We start from the raw sequence: 20400 nt of genomic DNA on the forward strand, positions 1-20400 counted from the left end.
GCAGTGGTGATCTGCCCGGCGGGGCCCGCCCCGTTCGCCGCCCCCGTCCGCCGCCCCGGTCAGGCGGCCGGACGGCGCGCTAGCTGCGCCAGGTGTCGTTGAGGGTGATCGTGCCGCCGGAGGTGACGGTCACGGAGCGGTTGGCGCCGCTCTCCCAGACGACGTTCCCGGCCGCGTCCTTCTTGATGTACTTGTACTCGTAGGTGCCCGCCGGCAGGCTGACGGTCTGCCGCCACACCGGGTAGGTCGAGGAGGACAGCGCCACGGCGCCCGCGGGCGACCAGCTGCCCAGCGAGGGGTGGTTGCCCACCACGTAGACGTTCTGGCCCCAGGTGGTGGTGGCGTTGACGCCGAAGGAGGCCGCGGTGGTGCCGGTGCCCGAGTCGGGGTTGCCGCTGCCGGGGTTGCCCGTGGCGCCGACGTACAGGGCGACGGCGTCGTGGGCGCCGATGGTGGCGGTGAACTGGCCGGCGGAGTTGACCGTGTAGGTCGTGCCGGTGCAGCCGCCGTCGGCGGTGGGCTCGCCGTGCTGGACGTCGCAGTAGGTGCCGGCCGGCAGCGAGGTCTGGAAGGTGCGGGTCAGGCTGGAGTTCTCGTGGTTGATCGCCACGTAGCCGGCGCTGCCGCGGCCGAAGGCGATGGCGTCGCCGCCGTTGGACCACCAGTTCGTCACCGCGGCGTCGCCGACGGCGTTGCGGAAGCCGACCATGTTGGCGATCTGCGACCAGGCGTGCTGGCAGCGCCAGCCGTCCTGGTAGCAGGCGTTGACGTGGCCGTTGTTGGGCGGGCCGGCGTCGTTGTTGGAGAACTCGTAGCCGGAGTGCACGGAGGGCGTGCCGTAGGGCCAGGCCAGCATGAAGACGTTGGCGAGGGTGTAGGTCGCGCCGTCCTTGTAGCTGAGCGTGGAGCCGTTGCGCTCGGTGTCGTGGTTGGCGACGAAGGTTCCGGACTGGCCGGAGGCCATGTAGCCCCAGGACTCGCCGAAGTTGCTGAGGTAGGCGAGGTTCTCGCCCGTGAAGATCCGCTTGAGGTCGGTGGCGTAGCGGAACTCCTGGACGTCGCCGTTCTGCAGGTACTCCGAGGGGGAGACGGCCTCGCCGGCGCCGTAGATGGCCTCCTGGACCCAGTAGATGTTCGGGTTGGTCAGCTTGTTCTTGATGGCCCGCAGGTCGTTGGTGGCGATGTGCTTGACGGCGTCGACGCGGAAGCCGTCCACGCCGAGCGAGATCAGGTAGTTGAGGTACTCGGCGATCTCGGAGCGGACGTACTCGCTGGAGGTGTTCAGGTCGGCCAGGCCGACCAGCTCGCACTCCTGGACGTTGTAGCGGTCGCCGTAGTTGGTGCCGATGTCCCGGCGGCAGCCGTGGAAGTCCTGGTCCTGGTAGTGGCCGGGGTAGTTGTACTTGCTGTAGACGGTGCCGGCGGTGCCGGTTCCGGAGCCGGAGGTCATGTGGTTGATGACGGCGTCCACGATGACGTCGACCCCGGCGTTGTTGCAGGCGGTGACCATCTCGCGGAAGTCGGCGTCGGTGCCGAGCCGGTTGCCGATCCTGTAGCTGACCGGCTGGTAGGCGGTCCACCACGCCGAGCCCTGGATGCGCTCGTTCGGCGGGGAGACCTGGACGTAGCCGTAGCCCTCCGGGCCCAGGGTGTTGACGCACTCCCGTGCGACGGAGTCGAACTGCCACTCGAACAGGACGGCGGTGACCTTCTTGTCGCCGGACGGCGCGGCCTGCGCCTGCTCCGGCGCGGCGACGCCGGTCACCAGGCTGAGCGAGAGGGCGCCGGTGGCGAGCGCGGCGACGGAACGGGCGAAGGCGCGGATCCGGCGGCTCCCGGATCTGTGTCTGGTGGCCACGTGTCCTCCTAGGGACGCGGTCGGTCCGCACCGGTGCGGGCGCGCCGGTGCGGGGGGTTCAGGCCCATGGCCGGTTCCGCGCCCGTATTTCCCGTATATGGGCATGAACCTGCCAAGGAGCCCGCAGAGTTGCAATGTCCTTGATGAAAATTGCAGCAACTTGCGGGGTGCTGTGAACATAAGGGGGGTCCGAAGGGGCGTCAAGGGTTCCCGCAACATGAAGGGCGCATGCCAGCGCCGTTTCCGACCGGCCGTTTCCGGCGTCGGGCGGAGCGTCCGCCGCCTTCCGGCCGGATCTCGCGGGCCGGGGCCCGCCCGGCACCGGGACGCGCGGGCGCGGGCCGGGCAGAATCGGGAGGTGAGGCGGCGTCACGGTGAGGCCGCCTCGACCCGAGGGGGTATGGGGATGGATCCGGTGACGGTGGCCGGCTTGGCCTCCGCGGCGAGCACGGCACTGGTGGCGGCGATGGTCACCGACGGGTGGCAGCGGGCGACCGGCTCGATCGCCGGACTGTGGCGGCGGGCCCGCCCGGAGCAGGCGGAGGTCGTCGAGGCGGAGCTGGTCGAGACCCGCGAGGAGATGGTGCGGGCGCGCGAGGCCGGGGAGGACGTGGAGGAGGCCCGGCAGGAGGCCGTGGACGAGTGGCAAGGCCGGCTGCGGCGCCTGCTGCGCCAGCACCCCGAGCTGGCCGCCGAACTGCGCAGGGTGCTGGACGAGGAGATCAACCCGCTGCTGCCGGGGCCGACGTCGGCCGGGGCGGGCGTGGTGATGCACGCCGAGGCCCGGGACCACGGCCGGATCTACATGGCCGGCCGCGACCAGACGATCAACGAGAGATGACCCGGCGGGGGTGACCCGGTCGCCCGGCCCGCCGTCCGCCTCGGGTCGGCCGTGTGGGGCGGGCGAGGTGACCGGGTCCGGGGGATGCACCGCCGGAGCGGGCCGGGGGTCAGTCGGGCAGCGGCAGGTAGCCGCGCTGGTAGGCCTGGAGCAGGTTGCGCGGCACCCGGTGCTCGCGCCCGTTCACGGTGATCGGCACCAGGTCGGGGGCGGTCGCCTTCCACTGGGCGCGGCGGTGGCGGGTGTTGCTGCGGGACATCCTGCGCTTGGGCACGGCCATGCGGGTCTCCTCCGGCTGTGGGACGGGTGGACTCCGACATCCTGCCGAAAACGACACTCATTTTCAAACGGGTTGCTCCGGTGGCCTGCGAGGGTGGTCGCCGGGCGGCCTCAGGCGTGCGTGATGGTCATCTCCGGCGGTTCGGTGACGACCGGGACGTGGAGGTCACCCACCGTCAGGTCGGACGCGTCCAGGTCGGATGCGACCCGGTCGGATGCGACCCGGCCGGACGTGTCCACGTCGTGGCGGTCCGGCCCCTGGCGGTCCCGGTCGCGGCGCTCCCGGCGCTCCCGGCGGTCGCGCGTGATCAGCTCCACGGTCAGTGCCTCGACGCGCCCCGCCTGGTTCAGCCCACCAGCGTCCACGCCGCGCACGCCCGGGATGGCCTCGGCGAGGGCGCGCACCGTGGCGACGCTCCCCGGATCGTCCCCCAGCACCAGCACCTCCCGGTCGATGACCGGGACCGCCGGATCGGCCAGCAGGCCCGCGGCGAGGTGGTGGAACGCCGCGGTGACGTGGGAGGCCGGCAGCAGCGCCTGCGCCTGCTGCGCGGCGCTGCCCTCCGCCACGCGCAGCGCGTGCGGGCCGCCGCCACCGTCGAACGCCAGCGGATTGACGCAGCTGACCACCGTCTTGCCGGCGAGCCGGTCGCGCAGCGCGTGGAGCAGTGCGGCCTGCGCCTCGAACGGGACGGCGATGACGACGACGTCCGCCAGCTCGGCGCACTCCTCGTTGCCGGTCCCGGTGACGCGGTCCGAGCCGGTGGCCGCGGCGAGCGTGGCGGCGGCAGCGGCGGAGCGGGCGGGGCTGCGGGAGCCGATGACCACCCGCATCCCGGCCCGTACCCAGCGGGAGACCAGCCCGGCGCCCTGGGCACCGGTTCCGCCGAGAACGCCGATCGTCAGTTGGGCGATCGTGAGCTGGGCGATCGTCGGCCGGCCCGACTCGCCGAGCGCGCCGCCGTCCACATCGTCCACGTGCTGCCCTTCCTACGGGGGTGTGGTGCCACGCGGCGCCCCGGGGGTGCGACGGCCCCGGGGCGCCACGCTGACCGACGGGACGGCGCCCAGCGACGGTGCGGGAAGACGTGGGCAACGGCGCCGCTGTTGTCACGTCGTTCCGTCGGCACCAACCAGCCTGGTACCTCAACCGCGCTTGAGGTCAAGTCCGCCGCGAAGAACCGCCCGAACGAGTGGCGCGGGGGCACGCCTGGGACTTGGGCGGGGCGCTGGGCTCGGGAGACCACCATTCAATACGCCCGGTGCGGAAGAGGCGCGTGGTCGCATAATCGACCCATGGGAAAAGTCTATGAACGCATCGACGGGCGGCTGCGCTCCTTCATCGAGCAACAGCACGTCTTCTTCACGGCCACCGCGCCACTTTCCGAGCAGGGGCACGTCAACCTCTCCCCGAAGGGCATGACGGGCTCGCTCGCCGTGCTCGACGAACACACCGTGGCCTTCCTGGACTTCGGCGGCAGCACCGCGGAGACCATCGCCCACCTGCGGGAGAACGGTCGGATCACGCTGATGTGGTGTGCCTTCTCCGGCCCGCCGAAGATCGTCCGGGTGCACGGCACGGGCGAACCCGTCTTCCGGGACGACCCGCGCTGGGACGGACTGATCCCGCACTTCCCCAACGCGCATCTGCCGGGCCTGCGGGCCGTCATCGTGGTGACCGCCGAGCGGATCAGCGACAGCTGCGGATTCGCCGTGCCTTTGATGGAATATCAGGAGGATCGCACGCTGCACTCCGATTTCTTCGGCCGCAAGACCGACGAGGAGTTCAGCGCCTACTGCGAGGGCAAGGAGCACGTCGCCACGAGCATCGACGGCCTCCCGGCCCTCCCGCTGCCCCTGCCCGCGCGCACCAGCTGACCGGCGATCCGCCCCGCGCGTGGTGACGGGCGGTCGCCCCGCGCGGTGACGAGATGACGCGGACGCGGGGCGCCGCGTGCGGATCAGGGCCGCCGGTCGCGCCGTCCGACGGACTCGCCCGCCCGAGCCCGTGGGACGGCGGGGAACCGGCGCGCCACCGGGGGTGGCAGCGGAGTCGGTGCGGTTGCCGGGGCGGGGATCGCGGGGGGCGCCCAGGGCGGGGTGGGGCGCGAGGCCGACAGCGGCAGCTTCAGCAGGCACCAGACCGTCTTGCCCCGGGGGGCGCGGGCGTCGGTGCCCCAGTCGTGGGCGAGCGCCTGGACGATCGTGAGCCCGCGCGGACTCTCCGAGAAGGAGTCGGCGGCACGGGGCTCCGGGACGGTCGGACAGGCGTCCGAGACCGCGATGCGCAGGTGGTCGTCGTGGAGCAGCACGGTCAGCTCCAGCAGCTGCTCCGGAACGGCGGCGTGCACCACCGCGTTGGTGAGCAGCTCGGAGGTAAGCAGTTCGGCGGTGTCGATGGAGTCGGCCGGGACGCACCAGACCGTCAGCCGGTCGCGGACCAGCCAGCGGGCCGCGCCCACGCTCGCGGGCAGCGGGGGCCAGCGGCGCACACACTTGCAGGGGACGCGGACGTGGGCGCGGGGTCGCATCGCGGGCCTCCGGTGGGGTCGTGGGCGAACCTGGGTGTGACGCGTCGATGGGTCACCAAATAGGCACGCTCAGTGACCTTGGCTCACCTAGGATGGCGCGAGGGGCGACCGCCCGCAACACAAAGTCGCCGTCCGCCGACCGAACTTGACAAGCCGAGCTCCATGGGGGTCGCGAACGGCGCGCGGGGGGCGCCACGGCTCGTTCGACCGTGCTGACACGGCGCGCGCCGGCGCCGGCCCGAGTGGCGCCACGGCTCACTCCGCCGAGCCGCGCCGCTCGATCACGGTGTCCGGTGCGGCGCCCGGCACCTCGGTGCGGACGTCCGACTCGTGCAGCACCTCCGCCGCCAGGGCGAGGGGGTCGTCGCCGGGGGCGAGCCGTTCCTCCGGCAGCAGACCGGCCGCGCGGGTCCGCGCGCGCTCGGGCACGCCCTGTTCCTGGTCGAACTCCTCCGGCGGGTCGAGGTGGTGCTCCGCGCGGATGCGCCGCTCCGCGGCGCCGCTGTCGTCTCCCGCGACCAGATCCGTGCCGCCGAGGTCGTACGCCTGCTCCTCGGGCACGTGCTCGCCGGTGTGCTGGTCGCGGATGTCCTCGTCGTCACTCATAACGGGCCCGTACCCGGCTTCGCCGGGCGGACACCCGGGGGCGGGGGAGGTCGGGGGAGCCTTGGGCGGATGTCCGGGCGAAACCCCCGGGACATCCCGGGCGAGTACCCGGGCAGCCACCGGGGGAATGCCTTGGATGAGTGCCCGGGGCCATCGCCCGGGGCAAGCGTGCGGGGCAAGCGTGCGGGGCCATCACCTGGGGGCCATCACCTGGGGCCATCACCCAAGACCCGAACGGTGTGGGCGCGGGCGCGGGGCAGCACCTCCTCGCCCCCGCATTCCTGGCTCCTTGCCCCCGCATTCCTGACCCTCTGCCCTTGCCCCCTGTGTCCTCGCCCCCTGCCCCCTGTGTGTCCTCGCCCCTATCTCCCCTTCTGCTCCTCTCCCCTTGCCGCGTCTCCCGTCCCCTCGCCGCGTCTCTCGTCCCCGCCCGGAAGGCCAGGTCGTATCCGGGGGAGCTTGTCCACAGCTGGAGGACCCCTCTTGCGCATTTCACCCGCGGCGGGTTACCCCTGGTGACAAGGGGGGTGCTGAGTTGTCCACAGGGTGAAAGTTCCCTCTTGCGGAGCGCGCGCGTGGCGGGCTAGCCCTGGTGACAAGGGGGGTGCTGAGTTGTCCACAGGGTGGAGGTTCCCTCTTGCGGAGTGCGCGTGTGGTGGGTTACCCCTGTTGACCAGGGGGGTGCTCGGCTGTCCACAGGGCGGAGAGGTGCCCCTTGCGCGCCACGCCGCGCTGAGGTAGTGGGCGCCAGGCCCTCGCGATGATGCCCGCCTGGCTCGCGCTGTCATCCCCGCCAGGCCCTCGCGATGATGCCCACCCGGCTGGCGCCGCCCTCGGGGCCCAGGCCCCCGCCGCCCTCGGCCCCAGGCCCCCGCCTCATCCCCGCCCCGCCCCACCCCGCCCCACCCCGCCCCCCGCCGTCATCGGCGCCGGATCCTCCCGGACATCCGGGCGGCCAGCAGGTGGCCCAGGGTGGAGAGCATCGGCACGGTCGGCACGGTCAGCCCCACCGCCAGTTCCTCGGCCGGGCTCGTTCCGCCGTCGAGGAAGCGCAGCAGCCGCTCCGGCGGGTTGCGGCGGAACAGGCCCGCGAAGAAGTCGGCGCCGTCCAGCCGCCCGGCCGCCAGGCCGTGCAGCAGCGCGGCGTCCATCCACAGGTGGCGCCGCGGGTACGGCACGGGCGGCAGCGGCTCCCGCCCCGCGACCAGCGCGGCCACCACCTCGGCGGCCTGGCGGCGCGCGCCGGAGAAGGTGTAGCCGGTGGACGGCCTGGTGGCGCCCCCGGCGGTCCCGATCCGGAAGACCCGTCGGCCCGCCCGGCGGGGGAACGGCAGGTCGGTCATCGGGATGGCGCCCCGCTCCGCGCCGGTCACCTCGAACGGCGGCAGGCGCAGCACCTCCCGGGCGTACCGCCGGAGCGCCGCGCGGTGGTCGCCGGGCGGCAGCGGGGACGGCGTGAACTCGGTGTACTCCACCAGCGCCGCGCGGGGCGACAGCGGCAGCACGTACACGAACGCCACGCCGCGCGCCGGCTGCGGCACCCGAAGGTCCATCAGCCGGGCCGAGGAGGGAACGAAGGCGTTCCGTCCGGTACGCACGAACCACCCGGTGAAGTGCTGGACCAACGCGGCGCGGCCGGCCGGCGGCGCCCCGGGCGCCGCCGGCGGCCGGGAGTCGAACACCCAGTCGGCCACCACCCGCACGGCGCGCCCGGCCGCGTCCCGGCCGCGCACCACCGCCGAGCGGCCGTCGGGGGCGTCGGCCACCTCCCGCACCCACGCCTGCAGGCAGCGGGCCCCGGCCGCCTCCAGGCGCGCGTCCAGCGCCCGGCGGTGGTCGCGGGACCGCAGCATCTTGTAGGCCAACGGCGCCACCGGCCCGCCGTGCGCCCGACCGGAGGCGTCCACCACCTCCACCGCGTCCCAGCGGGCCGCCAGCAGGGCGTCCAGTTCGCCCTCGGCGCGCTCCCAGAAGCACCAGGTGCGCTCCGGCGACGCCCCGGCCCGGCCCGCGGGCGCCTCCAGCACCGTCAGCCGGGGACGCCGCCCCTCGGGCAACCCCGCCAGGCCCGCGGCCAGGCTGAGACCGGCCGCGCCGGCGCCGACCACCGCGACGTGGGTGTCACCGTCGATCGGCCGCCCCATGGCCGGTCACCTCCGAGCCGGTCCTCGCCTCCGCATTCCGCGTCCCATGGGAACCCACGCGTCCCGGACGGGACGTCAGCGACGCGTTCGGTGGCTCCTCGCTGACGCGGGGGAGGGGTGACGTCCACTCCGAAGGGAGGGTGATCGTCCGCCGAACGGAGGGAGTGTCGGGAATATCCCGTTTGTGGGGGAAGATTCCGGGCAGCAGAGCTCTCATCGCACAGGGTATCTGAGCGTATACACACAGGCGGCGAGACGCTCGACGAGTGGGCGGTCCGGAACGCGAGAGGGTGCTGATCACCGATGACGGTCACTCCGGTACGTCCTTCCCTCCCCACCCGGCACCAGGCGGACGGGACTCTCGGGGACGACACCGGGACGGGCGGGCGTACCGCGACGGTGCAGCCCGACGGCCGTGGCGCCCCGCCCGCCCAGGTCGGCCCGGCCGGGACGCCGCCACCGGCGCCGTCGAGCGAGCAGAGCGCGGTGCCGGACGCGCCGACGGCGCCGAGCGGCCACCCCGCGCCCGGCTCGACGGCCTTCGGCCCCACCGCCCCGGGCTCGACGGCCTTCGGCTCCAGCGCCCCCGGCTCGACGGCCTCCGGCTCCACCGCCCCGGGCTCCCCGAAGGCGCCCGGCGCGTCCCCGGCACCGCCGGGCTGCCGGACGGCACCCGGCTCCGCCACGCCCGAGGACCCCACCGGCGGTGACATCGCCCGCACCTTCAGCCCCGCCACCCGCATCGAGGCCGCCCTCTGCGTCTACCTGGACCGCCGCTGCGCCGAACTGGCCGAACGGGCCGTCGACCCCGGCGAGGTCGACGTCGCCCGCACCCTCACCCGGTTCGTCCTCAGCGGCGGCAAGCGGCTGCGCCCGCTGTTCGGCTGGTGGGCCTGGCGCGCCGCCGGCGGCCCGACCCGCGGGCCGCTGGCCGACGTCGCCATCCGCGCCGTCGCGGCGCTCGAACTCGTCCAGGCCTGCGCGCTCGTCCACGACGACCTGATGGACGACTCGCGGGTACGCCGCGGCGCCGCCGCCGTGCACATCCGGCACGCCGAACGCCACCGACGCGCCGGCTGGGCCGGCGACCCGGCACGCCACGGCCGCTCCGTCGCCCTGCTCGTCGGCGACCTCGCCCTCGCCTGGGCCGACGACATGCTGGCCGCCGCCGGCATCCCCGCCGACACCTGGTCACGGGTCCGCGAGCCCTGGCAGGCCATGCGCACCGAGGCGCTGACCGGCCAGTACCTCGACCTGCTCACGCACGCCCGCCGGGACGGTGGCGAACGCGCCGCCCTGCGCGTCAACCGGCTCAAGTCCGCCGCCTACACCGTGGAGCGCCCGCTCCAGATCGGCGCCCTGCTCGCCGGCGCCGACCGGGACACCGTCGCCGCACTGCGCGGCTTCGGCGCCGACCTGGGCACCGCCTTCCAGCTCCGCGACGACCTGCTCGGCGTCTTCGGCGACCCGGACATCACCGGCAAACCGCGCGGCGACGACCTGCGCGACGGCAAACGCACCCTGCTGATGGCCGTCGCGCTGCGGCGCGCCACCGAGAGCGGGCGGACCGACGCCGAACGACTGCTGCGCGCCGCGCTCGGCGAGGGGACGTACGGCGTGGCGAGCGCCGCGGGCGTCGACCCGGACGCCGTGCGCCGCGTGCTGCGGGAACTCGGTGCCGTCGACGAGGTGGAGGAGCGCATCGCCGGCCTGACCCGATCGGCCCTCGCCCGGCTCGCCACCGTCCCCCTCGACCCGGCCGGCGCCACCCACCTCGCCGAACTGGCCGCCCGGGCCACCCGCCGCGACCACTAGGGCCGCCCGCGGCCCCGGAAGCCGCCACCACACCCCGGGCGTCCCGCGCCCCCCACGCATCCCGCGCCCCACCGTCGGCGCGGCCCACCACCGGGAGACCACGCGGCCACCCCGTCCGTCATCCCGTCACCACCGCATCCGCACGTTGTCCCACCAACCCCACTGCCCTCATCCTTCCCGCCCTCAACCGGCCCTCGACCCCCACCCGCCCCGACAACCCCACCCGCCCTGACAACCCCACCCGCACCCACGAGCGCCCCGCTCACACCCGCCCCACCACACCCACCAACCCACCCCGCCCCTGCAGGAGTCCACGACCGTGCGGAGTCCCATGCGCACCGTGCCCGGCCCCACCGACCACGTCATCGTCGTCGGCGCCGGGCTCGCCGGCCTCTCCTCCACCCTCCACCTGCTCGGCGCCGGACGCCGCGTCACCGTCCTGGAGGCCGGCCCCGGCCCCGGCGGTCGAGCCGGCGTGCTGACCACCGGCGGCTTCCGGATCGACACCGGGCCGACCGTGCTCACCATGCCGCACCTGGTCGACGAGGCGCTCGCCGCCGTCGGGGACTCGCTGGCCGCCCGGCTGGAACTGGTCCGCCTCGACCCCGCCTACCGCGCCCGCTTCGCCGACGGGACCGCCATCGACGTCCACACCGACGCGGCGGCCATGGAGGACGAGATCGGCCGGTTCGCCGGAGCCCGCGAGGCCGCCGGCTACCGCCGGATGCGCGCCTGGGTCACCGAGCTGTACCGCACCATGATGGGCCGCTTCATCGACGCCAACATCGACTCCCCGCTCCACCTGCTCGGCCCGGACCTCGCCCGGCTCACCGCCCTCGGCGGCTTCGGCCGGCTCGGACCCGCCGTCGCCCGCCACTTCACCGACGAGCGGCTGCGCCGGGTCTTCTCCTTCCAGTCGCTGTACGCCGGGGTGCCACCGCAGCGCGCCCTGGCCGCCTACGCCGTCATCACCTACATGGACACCGTCGCCGGCGTGCACTTCCCCAGGGGCGGCATGCACGCCCTGCCACGGGCACTGGCCGACGCCGCCGTCGCCGCCGGCGCCGAACTGCGCTACCACGCCCCGGTCGTCCGGCTGGAACGCTCGGCGGGCGGCCGGATCACCGCCGTGCGCACCGCCGACGGCGAGCGGCTGCGCTGCGACGCCGTGGTCCTCACCCCCGACCTGCCGATCAGCTACCGGCTGCTCGGCCACACCCCGCGCCGCGCCGTTCCGCTGCGCTACTCGCCCTCCTGCGTCCTGCTGCACGCCGGCTGCGACCGCACCTGGCCGGACCACCTCGCCCACCACACCCTGTTCTTCGGCGCCGCCTGGGAGCGCACCTTCGACGAGATCGTCCGGCTCGGCGTGCCGATGAGCGACCCCTCACTGCTGGTCACCCGGCCCACCGCCACCGATCCGACGCTCGCCCCGGACGGCCACCACCTGCACCACGTGCTCGCCCCCTGCCCCAACCTGGCCGTCGGATCCGTCGACTGGCTGCGCGAGGGCCCCCGCTACCGCGAACAACTGCTCGCCGTCCTGGAACGCCGGGGACTGACCGGGCTGGGCGACGCGGTGCGCGTCGAACACCTGGTCACGCCGGCCGACTGGGCCGCCGAGGGACTCGCCGCCGGCACGCCGTTCGCCACCGCGCACACCCTCGCCCAGACCGGTCCCTTCCGCCCGCGCAACCTGGTGCGGGGCGTGGAGAACGCCGTCCTCGCCGGATGCGGCACCACGCCCGGGGTGGGCCTGCCCACCGTGCTGATCTCCGGCAAGCTCGCGGCGGCCCGGATCACCGGCGCCCCGCGGCCCGTCCCGGCCGGGCGGACGACACGCCGCCCGGCGACCGCCGGTGCCGGCGCGGGCGCGTGCGCCGACACCGCCGCGGCCGGGGGCGACAGCGACACGGCCGGTGCCGCGGCCGCTCCCCAGGACGGCGCCCGGGACGGTGCCCAGGCCGGTACCCGGGAGGGGGCGCGGCCCGGGGCGGCCGTGCTGGGGGCGCCGGCCGGGGGAAGAGCCCCCTCGGTCGGCACGGGGGTGGCCGGCTGATGACCGCCATCGAACTCGACGCCGCCGGGATCACCGACCCGGCGCTGCGCGCCGCCTACGCCCACTGCCGCGCCCTCAACGCCCGGCACGGCCGCACCTACTTCCTGGCCACCCGCCTGCTGCTGCCGCAGCAGCGGCCCGCCGTCCACGCCCTGTACGGCTTCGCCCGCTGGGCCGACGACATCGTGGACGCCCTGGACGGCGGCCCGACGGAGGTCCGGCGCGCGCAACTCGACGCCTTCACCACCGACCTGCGCCGGGCGCTCGACGAGGGCAGCTCCCGGCACCCCGTCCTGGCCGCCCTGGTCGACACCGCCCGCCGCTACGCCATCGATCCGGCCCACTTCACCGACTTCACCCGCTCGATGGAGATGGACCTGGAGGTCACCGACTACGCCACCTTCGAGGACCTGGACCGCTACATGCACGGCTCCGCCGCCGTCATCGGCCTGCAACTCCTGCCCGTCCTCGGCACGGTGACCGACCGCCGCAGGGCCGAACCCCGCGCCGCCGCGCTCGGTGTCGCCTTCCAGCTCACCAACTTCATCCGCGACCTCGCCGAGGACCTCTTCCTCGACCGCGTCTACCTGCCCGCCGACCGGCTCGCCGCGCACGGGGTCGACCGCGACGTGCTCAAGCGGTGCGTCGGCACCGGCGTGTGCGAGCCGGCGCTGCGCCGGGCGATCGCCGACCTGGTGCGGCGCAACCGGGAGATCTACCGCATCGCGGAACCCGGCATCGAGATGCTGGCGCCGGTCTCCCGCCCCTGCGTGGCCACCGCCTTCACCCTCTACCAGGGCATCCTGGACCGCATCGAGGCCGCCGGATACGACGTGATCAGCCGGCGCGCCGTGGTGCCAGAGCGGCGCCGGCTGGCGGTGGCGCTCGGCACGCTGGGCCGGGTCGCCGCGGCCCGTGCCCGGCACCGGCTCGGCACCGGCGGCCTCCTGCGCGCACCGCTGCCGACCGGGGCGGTGGGCGGGCCCCTGGCCGGCCCGGCGCTCGGGTCGGCGCCCGGGCCGGCGCCCGGCCCGGTGGCACCTCCCGGGCCCGGCCCGCTCACGGCCGCCGGCCCGGTGGGCCGATGGCGCGCCGGACCGGTGGCCGGCCGGGCCGCCGGCGGCGCGGCAGCCGTGGCCACGGCCCGGCCGCGCCGGAGGTCGTCCGCACCCCCGCCCGCCGTCCGCTGACCGAGAGGGTTCCCCGTGCCGCGCCGCCCCCGTCCGCCGTCCCCGCCCTCCCCGGCAGCCCCAGCAGCCCCAGGAGCCCCGGACGCCGCCTCCCCGCCACGGCCGCGGGGGGTGCCGTCACCGGCCATGGCCCTGCTGGGCGCGCTGACCTCGTTGGCCTCGTTGGCCGCGCCGTCGCCGTCGGGCTCGCCGCCCTTCGTCCGGCGACGGCCGGTGCCCTGGGACGAGCAGCCGCCCACCTGGCGGCAGGCCCGCCCCCGGGTGATCGAGGCCGCCCTGGACCGCGCCCGCCGCCGCCCCTCCGGGAACTGGTTCGTGCTCGCCGCCAGCCGGGAGATCCGCGCCGACCGGCCGTTCGGCCGCACGGTGGCCGGCGTCGAGGTCGTCGCCTGGCGCGGCGCGGACGGACGCGCGCACGCCGCGCCCGGCGCCTGCCCCCACCTGGGCGCGCCGCTGTGCCGGGCGCCGATCCGCGGCGGCCGGCTGGTCTGCCACTGGCACGGGATGGCGCTGGGCCCGGACGGCGCGCCCGGCTGGGTCCCGTTCCCGGTGCACGAGGACGGCGTGCTCACCTGGGTCCGGCTGGACGAGGCCGGCGGCGAGGCGCCGCTGGACCGGCCGGTGCTGCCGCCGGGCCGCCCGGAACCCGCCGACGCCGTCACGGCCGTCGCCACCATGGTCGGCCGCTGCGAACCGGACGACGTCCTCGCCAACCGGCTGGACCCCTGGCACGGCGCCTGGTTCCACCCCTACTCCTTCGCCGACCTGCGGGTCCTCGCCGGCCCGGACGCCCACTCGGCGGACCACTGGGAGGGCGACGCGGCCGGGCGGCTGAGCGGACCCGACCCGCTGGGCCCGGACCGCTTCCTGGTGGAGGTCACCTTCACCCTCTCCCGCCGGGTCGGCGTGCCGGTGCGGGCCGAGTTCACCTGCCCCGACCCGCGCACCGTGGTCATGCGCGTGGTGGAGGGCGAGGGCACCGGCTCGATGGTGGAGACCCACGCCACCCCGCTCGGCCCGGCCCGGGACGGCACGCCGCGCACCGCCGTGATCGAGGCGGTGATCGCCCGCTCCGACCGCCCGGGATTCGCCGCCGCCCGCGGCGCCGCCCCACTGCTGCGCCCGCTGATGCGCGCCGCCGCCCGACGGCTGTGGCGGGACGACCTCGCCTACGCCGAACGGCGCTGGGAGCTGCGCACCAAGGCCGGCGGGTAGCCGACGAGCCGCCAGCCCTCGCCTCGCCCGTCAGGGAGACCCCATGAGCACACCCGCACTCGGCACGGCCTCGCCCGTCCCCCGCCGGGGCTTCCTGGCCGAGCTGCGCGACGCGCTCAGCGTGCGCGGCGTGGCGCTGGTCGTCGGAGTGCTGGCGCTGCAACTGGGCTTCGTGCTGTCCTACGTCGGCGCCTTCCACTCACCGACCCCGCACCGGGTCCCCGTCGCGGTGGTCGCCCCCGAACCGGCCGCCCACCAGATCATCGACCAGCTCAACGCACTGGACGGGGAACCGGTGCGGGCCCGTGCGGCCTCCGACGAACACGAGGCCCGCACCCTCATCCTGGACCGCACCGTGGACGCCGCCGTGGTCGTCGACCCGCGGGGCAGCACCGACACCCTGCTGGTCGCCTCGGCCGGCGGACCGGCCGTCTCCAGCACCGTCGCCCAGATCGCCGAGCGGGTCGAGTCCACCCGGCAACGGCAGGTCACCGTCACCGACATCCGCCCGCCCGACCCCAGCGACGGCCGCGGCCTGTCGTCGTTCTACCTCGTGCTGGGCTGGATGATCGGCGGGTACCTCGCCGCGGCCATCCTCGGCATCGCGGGCGGCGCCCGCCCGGCCAACCCGCCCCGCACCCTCGTCCGGCTGGCCGCCCTCGCCGTGTACGCCGTCGTCTCCGGCCTCGGCGGCGCCATCCTCGTGGACCCCGTGCTCGGCGCGCTCACCGGGCACTTCGTCCCGCTCTGGATCGTCGGCGCGCTGCTCGTCTACGCCGTCGCGGCCACCACCGTCGCCCTCCAGACCCTCCTCGGCATCATCGGGGTCGGGGTCGCCATCCTGCTCTTCGTCGTCCTCGGCAACCCCAGTGCCGGCGGCGCCTACCCCACCCCGCTGCTCCCGCCGTTCTGGCGGGCCATCGGCGGCTGGCTGCCGCCCGGCGCCGGCACCACCGTGGTCCGCAACACCGTGTACTTCTCCGGCCACGCCACCGCCGGCGCCTGGTGGATCCTCGCCGGCTACGCCGCCGTCGGCACCGTCGTCGCCCTGCTGGCCTCCGCGCTGCTGCGCGGCCGGTCCTGGCGGGTGGCCACCTAGCCGCCGCGTCCGCGCAACCCCGGGCGGCCGTGGGCCCCGGCAGGGTGCCGCCGGCGCGCCCCCGTTACGGTGGGGCGACCGACACGGGAAGGGGGACGGGTGGGCGGCACCGATCCCGAGGGCGTGGTGATGTACTGGCGCCCCGGATGCACGTACTGCATGGCGCTGCGCCTGCGCCTGCTCTTCACCCGGCTGCGCTACACCAGGGTGAACATCTGGCGCGACCCCGACGCCGCGGCGTTCGTGCGCTCGGTGGCGGACGGCAACGAGACCGTGCCCACCGTCACCGTCGCCGGCCGGGCGATGGTCAACCCGTCGAAGCGCCAGCTGCTGGAAGCGGTGCGGGCGCACGCACCCCACCTGCTCGGCCGGTAGCGGGAGAGCACCTGCTCGGCCGGTAACGGCAGCCCGCCGGCCCTCACCGGAGCTCGGCGCCCCGGCCGGCCCGCGAGCCCGCGTAGGCCGCCGGCCGCAGCGCCTGCACCGGACCGGCCGGGGCCAGCCGGTCCGCCGCGTGCGCGTGCACGTCGAAGGACGGCTCCGGGGCGGCCCCGGCCCCGACCGGGCCCTCCAGGGACAACCGGCCGAACGGACGCCAGCCCTCCCACGGCCCGGCCACCACCAGGTCGAAACGGAGCGGCCCCTCGGCCACGGCGCGCCGCACCGCCTCCTCCTCCGGGCGCACCCGCAGCCGCCGGCGGAACGGCACCGCGGCCAGCAGGCAGCGGCGGTCACCGGCCCGGTACGGCAGCAACCCCGAGTAGGTCCGCCCCAGCACGTCACCGCAGGGCAGCGGCAGGCGCCGGCCGACCGGGCCGTCCCCCGCCGTGGTGAACAGCAGGTCCACCGCCCGCCCCGGTCCGGCACCGTCCACGATCCGCACCGCGAGCCCCAGGGCGTCCGGCACCCCCTCCGGCGTGCCCACGGCCGACGACAGGCGGGCCAGCACCGCGTGCCGCGCCGGCTCGTCCAGCAGCGCGACACCCCACCGGCGGCCCACCGTCCCGGTCAGGCGCACCCGACCGCCCAGCACGACCCCGCGCGGATGCAGCGCCCGCGCACCGCGGCAGCGGGCCGCCGCCCGGAAGACCCGGCCCACCGCACGGTCCACCAGGGAATCACGCACACCGTCCACCAAGGCTCCTCCCACCACTCGCGGTACTCCCGCCGCTTGCGCCGTTTCCACCGCTTGCGCCACTCCCGGCACGCCGCGGCACTGACGGCACGCCGGCGGGTACCCGCGCCCGCCCGGAGCACGCCCGCCCCCCGCCGCGCCACCCCGACGGCCCGCACCCGCGGGCGCGCGCCGCCCCCGGCGCCGACCATGAACCCATGACCCACGCCCGAGCCCGAGCGGCCGCGGAGGCCGCCGCCGGCCCGGCCGCGCTGGCCGGGCTGCCCCGACTGCTCCCGCGACTCGCGGACCTCTACCGGGACCTGCACGCCCACCCCGAGCTCTCCTTCGCCGAGACCCGGACGGCCGCGGTCGTCGCCGAGCGCCTGCGCCGCACCGGCGCCCGGGTCACCACGGGCATCGGCGGAACCGGCGTGGCCGCCGTCCTCGGCGACGGCGCCGGCCCCCACGTGCTGCTCCGCGCCGACATCGACGCCCTCCCGGTCCGCGAGGCCACCGGACTGCCCTACGCCAGCACGGCCGACGGAGTGGCGCCCGACGGCGAGGAGACCCCCGTCATGCACGCCTGTGGCCACGACATGCACGTCACCTGCCTGGTCGGCGCCATGGAACTGCTGGCCGAGGCAGGCGGGCACTGGTCCGGGACGGTCACCGCCGTCTTCCAGCCGGGCGAGGAGGTCGGCGGCGGAGCGCGCGCCATGGTCGACGACGGCCTGTTCGACACCGTCGGACGGCCGGACGTCGTCCTCGGCCAGCACGTCGCGCCGTTCCCCGCCGGCACGGTCGCCCACCACACCGGCCCGACCCTCGCCGCCTCCGACTCGCTGCGGGTGCGGCTGTTCGGCAGGGGCGCGCACGGCTCCCGCCCCGAGGCCTCCGTCGACCCGGTCGTGATGGCCGCCGCCACCGTGATGCGCCTGCAGACCGTCGTCTCCCGCGAGATCGCCGGCACCGAGACGGCCGTGGTCACCGTCGGGGCGCTGCGCGCCGGCGACAAGGACAACGTCATCCCGGACGAGGCCGAACTGCGGCTCACCGTGCGCACCTACACCGAGGAGGTCCGCGCGACGGTCCTGGCCGCCGTGGAACGGATCGTCAGGGGCGAGGCCGCCGCCGCGGGCGCACCCCGCGAACCCGAGATCACCCACGTGAGCGCCTTCCCGGCACTGGTCAACGACGCCGCCGCCACGGAGCGCGTGGTGCGCGCCTTCCGGGACCACTTCGGCCCCGACGCGGTGCGCGACTCCGGCCCCGTCACCGGCAGCGAGGACTGCGGCGTGCTGGCCACCGCCGCGGGAGCCCCCCTGTGCTACTGGTTCCTCGGCGGCTGGGACCCGGACCAGTACGCGGCGGCCCAGGCCCGCGGCGCCGTGGCCCGCGAGATCCCCTCCAACCACTCCCCGCGCTTCGCCCCGGTCCTCCACCCCACCCTCGCAACCGGCGTCACCACCCTGCTCCTCGCATCCCACGCCTGGCTCCACCCCAAGGGGGCCGGGCCGTCCGGTGTCAGGTGTGGGAGAGGGTGAAGGAGAGGAGGAAGCCGGAGACGGTGATCAGGCCGATGGCCAGGTGGGTGTCCTCGAAGGCCTCGGGGATCATGGTGTCGGCGATCATCGCGAGGATGGCGCCGGCGGCCACGGCGGTGACGGCGGCGACCACGGCGGTGGGGAGCTGGCCGACCACGGTGTTGCCGAGGACGGCGGCGACGGTGCCGGCCGCCGCGATCGCGCCCCAGACGCCGAACACGTAGCCGGGGCCGCGCCCGGCCCGCCGCATGCCGGCGGAGCTGGACAGGCCCTCGGGGACGTTGCTGATGAAGACCGCGGCCACGGTCACCGTGCTGACCGCCCCGCCCTCCAGCAGGCTCACCCCGATCACCGTGGACTCCGGGACGCCGTCCAGCAGCGCCCCGAGCGCCAGCGCCAGGCCCGAGCCGGCCTGCTGGCTCTCGGACGGCTGCCGTCGCCGGTGGCCGGAGCGCTTGCGGTGCCGGGCCCCACGCCGGGCGAGCCACACGTTGCCCGCGGTATACGCCAGGGCGCCGCCGATGGTGCCGGCCGCGGCGGGGGCGAGGCCGGCCTGGTCGTACGCCTCGCCGAGGAGTTCGAAGGAGACCGCGGACATCAGCACCCCGGCGCCGAAGGCCATCACCGAGGCGACGACCCACTGCGGAACCCGGACCGTGTAGCCGAGCACCGCTCCCAGCAGCAGGGCGGACCCCGCCAGCAGACCCCAACCGCCCGCCTCAACCCATTGCGCCATGGCGGCGCGCCTACCCGGAACGTGCCGCGACGTCACCCCGGTGGCGCCGACCGGGTGACGGGGACGGGCGGTGGGGGAGCCGGGCGGTGAGCGCCGAGGCCGCGAAGCAGTAGACGGCCAGGGCGACCAGGTGGGTGGGGTGGCCGACGCCGCGGTCCAGGAGCAGGCCGCTCAGGCCGGGGCCGGCGGCGGAGGCGAACACCAGGGCCGTCACGACGACCGAGCGGATGGCGCCGAGGTGGTGGACGCCGTACAGCTCGGGCCAGGTCGCCCCGAACAGGCTCAGCGACAGGCCGTTGCTGACGCCGTGCAGGGCCATGAAGGCGAACAGGCCCCACTGGGCGTCCACCGTGCCCAGCAGCAGCAGGCCGGCGCCCGAGGGGAGCAGGAAGTAGGGCAGCAGCGCCAGCGCGGAGAGCCGGTCCAGCAGCCGGCCGCCGACCAGGTTGCACAGCACGGTCGCGACCGCGTAGACGGTGAAGGCCGACGCCGTCGCGGTGAGCGACCAGTTCCGGGACTGGGCGAGGTGCGCCTGGTGGAAGAAGACGGTGTTGCTCACCAGGGCCGGTGCCGCGGTGGCGAGCAGGACCCGGTAGAAGGAGGGGTCGCGCAGCGCCTCGGCGCGGGTCCGGCTCGGGGTGGGATCGCCCGGTTGGGCTGCTCTGTTGGTTTCGCCTGGGCGGCCCGGTGCGCCTGGTTCGCCTGGTTCACCGGGGGCGGGGGTGGGGGCGGGGGTGGGGGCGGGGCGGCGTTCGGCGGTGAAGAGGGCGGCGGTGCTGGCGCCGGCGGCGAGCAGCAGGGCGGCGGCCAGCCACCACACCCCGCGCCAGCCGACGGTGGCGGCCAGGGCCACCGCCGCCACCGGGAACAGCGCCTCGCCGACGCTCAGCCCCAGGGTCGCGAGCGACACGGCCCGGCCGCGGCTCCGGGTGAACCGGCGGCCCAGCAGGGTGAAGGCGGTGTGGGTGAGCATGCCCTGCCCGAGGAAGCGCAGCAGGAACAGGGCGACCAGGAGGGGCAGCGGGTGCCGGGAGAGCGCCATGGCGGCGGTGCCCAGCGCAAGCGCGGGGACGGTGAGCAGTACGACGCGGCGCGCCGGGTGACGGTCGACCAGGTGCCCGGAGCCGGCCAGGGCGAGCGCGCCGGCCAGCGTGGCGACCAGGTACAGGCCGGCGTACCCGCCGTGGGAGAGCCGGTGCTCCGCGCGGATGTCGTGGGCGAACAGCGAGACGAAGAAGGTCTGCCCGACCGAGGAGCACAGGAAGAGCAGGAAGGCGCCCAGCAGCAGCCGGCGGTCCCGACGGTCCCGGCCGTCCCCGCCGCCCCGGTTGCGCGGGCCGGGGCTGCGAGCGGCGCCCACTGGGGT

Annotated in this window: 18 protein-coding genes; 9 read left to right on the top strand and 9 right to left on the bottom strand. The window is 75.7% G+C overall.

The genetic code is table 11. The features are described from left to right. Positions 1-79: 79 nt before the first annotated feature. Positions 80-1825, bottom strand: a complete 1746-nt coding sequence (locus FHU37_RS02680; protein ID WP_312892736.1) for a carbohydrate-binding module family 20 domain-containing protein — start codon at positions 1823-1825, stop codon at positions 80-82. A 439-nt stretch (positions 1826-2264) separates the two neighbouring features. Here FHU37_RS02680 and FHU37_RS02685 point away from each other — a divergent pair, with 439 nt between their 5' ends. Beyond that, the gene (locus FHU37_RS02685) at positions 2265-2699 is read left to right on the top strand and encodes a hypothetical protein (protein WP_179812614.1); all 435 of its coding nucleotides are present in this window, start codon (positions 2265-2267) and stop codon (positions 2697-2699) included. A gap of 109 nt (positions 2700-2808) precedes the next feature. Here FHU37_RS02685 and rpmF read toward each other — a convergent pair whose 3' ends face one another. Together rpmF and npdG are read right to left on the bottom strand one after the other, a co-directional pair. Next, positions 2809-2979, bottom strand: a complete 171-nt coding sequence (gene rpmF / locus FHU37_RS02690) for a 50S ribosomal protein L32 (protein WP_179812615.1) — start codon at positions 2977-2979, stop codon at positions 2809-2811. Between the two features lie 110 nt (positions 2980-3089). After that, positions 3090-3956 carry an NADPH-dependent F420 reductase gene (npdG, locus tag FHU37_RS02695; RefSeq protein ID WP_312892392.1) on the bottom strand — a complete coding sequence of 289 codons (867 nt, stop codon included), beginning with the start codon at positions 3954-3956 and terminating at the stop codon, positions 3090-3092. 318 nt (positions 3957-4274) lie between these two features. Here npdG and FHU37_RS02700 point away from each other — a divergent pair, with 318 nt between their 5' ends. Further along, entirely contained in the window at positions 4275-4856 is a 582-nt protein-coding gene (locus FHU37_RS02700) for a pyridoxamine 5'-phosphate oxidase family protein (protein WP_179812616.1), read from the top strand. Positions 4857-4939: 83 nt separating this feature from the next. Here FHU37_RS02700 and FHU37_RS02705 read toward each other — a convergent pair whose 3' ends face one another. From FHU37_RS02705 to FHU37_RS02715, 3 genes are all read right to left on the bottom strand, one after another. Beyond that, on the bottom strand, positions 4940-5470 hold the full coding sequence (locus tag FHU37_RS02705) for an ATP-binding protein (protein ID WP_312892393.1): 531 nt from the start codon (positions 5468-5470) through the stop codon (positions 4940-4942). A 294-nt stretch (positions 5471-5764) separates the two neighbouring features. Beyond that, positions 5765-6115, bottom strand: coding sequence for a hypothetical protein (locus tag FHU37_RS02710; RefSeq protein WP_179812173.1), 351 nt, complete (start codon positions 6113-6115; stop codon positions 5765-5767). 920 nt (positions 6116-7035) lie between these two features. Then, on the bottom strand, positions 7036-8259 hold the full coding sequence (locus tag FHU37_RS02715; RefSeq protein ID WP_179812618.1) for a lycopene cyclase family protein: 1224 nt from the start codon (positions 8257-8259) through the stop codon (positions 7036-7038). Positions 8260-8562: 303 nt separating this feature from the next. On the opposite strand from FHU37_RS02715, the gene FHU37_RS02720 reads away from it, so the two are divergent. The 6 genes from FHU37_RS02720 (at position 8563) to FHU37_RS02745 (ending at position 16012) form a co-directional block, all read left to right on the top strand. Continuing rightward, entirely contained in the window at positions 8563-10074 is a 1512-nt protein-coding gene (locus FHU37_RS02720; RefSeq protein WP_179812619.1) for a polyprenyl synthetase family protein, read from the top strand. Positions 10075-10405: 331 nt separating this feature from the next. Then, positions 10406-12133 (top strand): phytoene desaturase family protein, encoded by a 1728-nt coding sequence (gene crtI / locus FHU37_RS02725; RefSeq protein ID WP_179815976.1) that lies wholly within the window; start codon positions 10406-10408, stop codon positions 12131-12133. Further along, positions 12133-13323, top strand: coding sequence for a phytoene/squalene synthase family protein (locus FHU37_RS02730; RefSeq protein ID WP_179812620.1), 1191 nt, complete (start codon positions 12133-12135; stop codon positions 13321-13323). The genes crtI and FHU37_RS02730 overlap by 1 nt, the downstream gene beginning before the upstream one ends. Positions 13324-13449: 126 nt before the next feature. Next, positions 13450-14538 (top strand): DUF5914 domain-containing protein, encoded by a 1089-nt coding sequence (locus FHU37_RS02735; RefSeq protein WP_179812621.1) that lies wholly within the window; start codon positions 13450-13452, stop codon positions 14536-14538. A 43-nt stretch (positions 14539-14581) separates the two neighbouring features. Further along, complete coding sequence (locus FHU37_RS02740) at positions 14582-15637, top strand: DUF3533 domain-containing protein (protein WP_179812622.1); 1056 nt, start codon at positions 14582-14584, stop codon at positions 15635-15637. 129 nt (positions 15638-15766) lie between these two features. Continuing rightward, positions 15767-16012: a glutaredoxin domain-containing protein gene (locus FHU37_RS02745; RefSeq protein ID WP_179815977.1), complete on the top strand. Its 246-nt coding sequence runs from the start codon at positions 15767-15769 to the stop codon at positions 16010-16012. 43 nt (positions 16013-16055) lie between these two features. Here the strand turns inward: FHU37_RS02745 and FHU37_RS02750 are convergent, their stop codons facing one another. Next, entirely contained in the window at positions 16056-16772 is a 717-nt protein-coding gene (locus FHU37_RS02750; RefSeq protein WP_179812623.1) for a phosphodiesterase, read from the bottom strand. 197 nt (positions 16773-16969) lie between these two features. Here FHU37_RS02750 and FHU37_RS02755 point away from each other — a divergent pair, with 197 nt between their 5' ends. Continuing rightward, positions 16970-18298 carry an amidohydrolase gene (locus tag FHU37_RS02755; RefSeq protein WP_179812624.1) on the top strand — a complete coding sequence of 443 codons (1329 nt, stop codon included), beginning with the start codon at positions 16970-16972 and terminating at the stop codon, positions 18296-18298. Here the strand turns inward: FHU37_RS02755 and FHU37_RS02760 are convergent. Both FHU37_RS02760 and FHU37_RS02765 read right to left on the bottom strand, forming a co-directional pair. Beyond that, positions 18279-19034 carry a ZIP family metal transporter gene (locus FHU37_RS02760; protein ID WP_179812625.1) on the bottom strand — a complete coding sequence of 252 codons (756 nt, stop codon included), beginning with the start codon at positions 19032-19034 and terminating at the stop codon, positions 18279-18281. The genes FHU37_RS02755 and FHU37_RS02760 overlap by 20 nt on opposite strands. Positions 19035-19044: 10 nt before the next feature. Beyond that, positions 19045-20394, bottom strand: coding sequence for an MFS transporter (locus tag FHU37_RS02765; RefSeq protein WP_179812626.1), 1350 nt, complete (start codon positions 20392-20394; stop codon positions 19045-19047). Between the last annotated feature and the right edge of the window lie 6 nt (positions 20395-20400).

The organism is Allostreptomyces psammosilenae (assembly GCF_013407765.1).
GTDB lineage: Bacteria > Actinomycetota > Actinomycetes > Streptomycetales > Streptomycetaceae > Allostreptomyces > Allostreptomyces psammosilenae.

Excerpts from the sequence above, each read along its gene's own strand:
- FHU37_RS02710 (WP_179812173.1), bottom strand. The coding sequence starts at position 6,115 with ATGAGTGACGACGAGGACATCCGCGACCAGCACACCGGCGAGCACGTG.
- FHU37_RS02740 (WP_179812622.1), top strand. The coding sequence starts at position 14,582 with ATGAGCACACCCGCACTCGGCACGGCCTCGCCCGTCCCCCGCCGGGGC.
- FHU37_RS02685 (WP_179812614.1), top strand. The coding sequence starts at position 2,265 with ATGGATCCGGTGACGGTGGCCGGCTTGGCCTCCGCGGCGAGCACGGCA.
- FHU37_RS02715 (WP_179812618.1), bottom strand. The coding sequence starts at position 8,259 with ATGGGGCGGCCGATCGACGGTGACACCCACGTCGCGGTGGTCGGCGCC.
- FHU37_RS02700 (WP_179812616.1), top strand. The coding sequence starts at position 4,275 with ATGGGAAAAGTCTATGAACGCATCGACGGGCGGCTGCGCTCCTTCATC.
- crtI (WP_179815976.1), top strand. The coding sequence starts at position 10,406 with ATGCGCACCGTGCCCGGCCCCACCGACCACGTCATCGTCGTCGGCGCC.
- FHU37_RS02755 (WP_179812624.1), top strand. The coding sequence starts at position 16,970 with ATGACCCACGCCCGAGCCCGAGCGGCCGCGGAGGCCGCCGCCGGCCCG.
- rpmF (WP_179812615.1), bottom strand. The coding sequence starts at position 2,979 with ATGGCCGTGCCCAAGCGCAGGATGTCCCGCAGCAACACCCGCCACCGC.
- FHU37_RS02735 (WP_179812621.1), top strand. The coding sequence starts at position 13,450 with ATGGCCCTGCTGGGCGCGCTGACCTCGTTGGCCTCGTTGGCCGCGCCG.
- FHU37_RS02730 (WP_179812620.1), top strand. The coding sequence starts at position 12,133 with ATGACCGCCATCGAACTCGACGCCGCCGGGATCACCGACCCGGCGCTG.
- FHU37_RS02760 (WP_179812625.1), bottom strand. The coding sequence starts at position 19,034 with ATGGCGCAATGGGTTGAGGCGGGCGGTTGGGGTCTGCTGGCGGGGTCC.
- FHU37_RS02745 (WP_179815977.1), top strand. The coding sequence starts at position 15,767 with ATGTACTGGCGCCCCGGATGCACGTACTGCATGGCGCTGCGCCTGCGC.
- FHU37_RS02720 (WP_179812619.1), top strand. The coding sequence starts at position 8,563 with ATGACGGTCACTCCGGTACGTCCTTCCCTCCCCACCCGGCACCAGGCG.